The organism is Corallococcus aberystwythensis (assembly GCF_003612165.1).
GTDB lineage: Bacteria > Myxococcota > Myxococcia > Myxococcales > Myxococcaceae > Corallococcus > Corallococcus aberystwythensis.
The window spans coordinates 1-406 of record NZ_RAWK01000607.1 but is presented as its reverse complement, the minus strand read 5'-3'; the positions used below and the strand labels follow the sequence as shown (position 1 = coordinate 406).

Genomic DNA, 406 nt, shown 5'->3' with positions numbered 1-406 from the left:
GGCTGCGGCAAGCGGCCTGATGCTGGTCGCGCCTGAAAAGCGTAATCCGTTGCTGGCCTCCAGTTTTGGTACGGGGGAGTTAATTCGCCATGCGCTGGATAACGGCATTCGCCATATTATTCTCGGCATTGGTGGTAGCGCGACGGTTGACGGCGGTATGGGCATGGCGCAGGCGCTCGGTGTGCGTTTCCTTGATGCCTACGGTCAGGTGCTGGCGGCTAACGGCGGCAATTTAGCACGCGTGGCAAGTATTGAGATGGATGAATGCGATCCGCGTCTGGCGAACTGCCATATTGAAGTCGCATGTGATGTTAATAATCCGCTGGTAGGGGCACGCGGCGCGGCGGCGGTGTTCGGCCCGCAAAAAGGGGCAACGCCGGAAATGGTCGAAGAGCTGGAGCAGGGG

General features: G+C 59.6%; 1 protein-coding gene. It reads left to right on the top strand.

The window, feature by feature from the left end; genetic code table 11:
• The coding region (locus tag D7W81_RS41700; protein WP_147445867.1) for a glycerate kinase at positions 1 to 406 on the top strand (406 nt) is incomplete at both ends.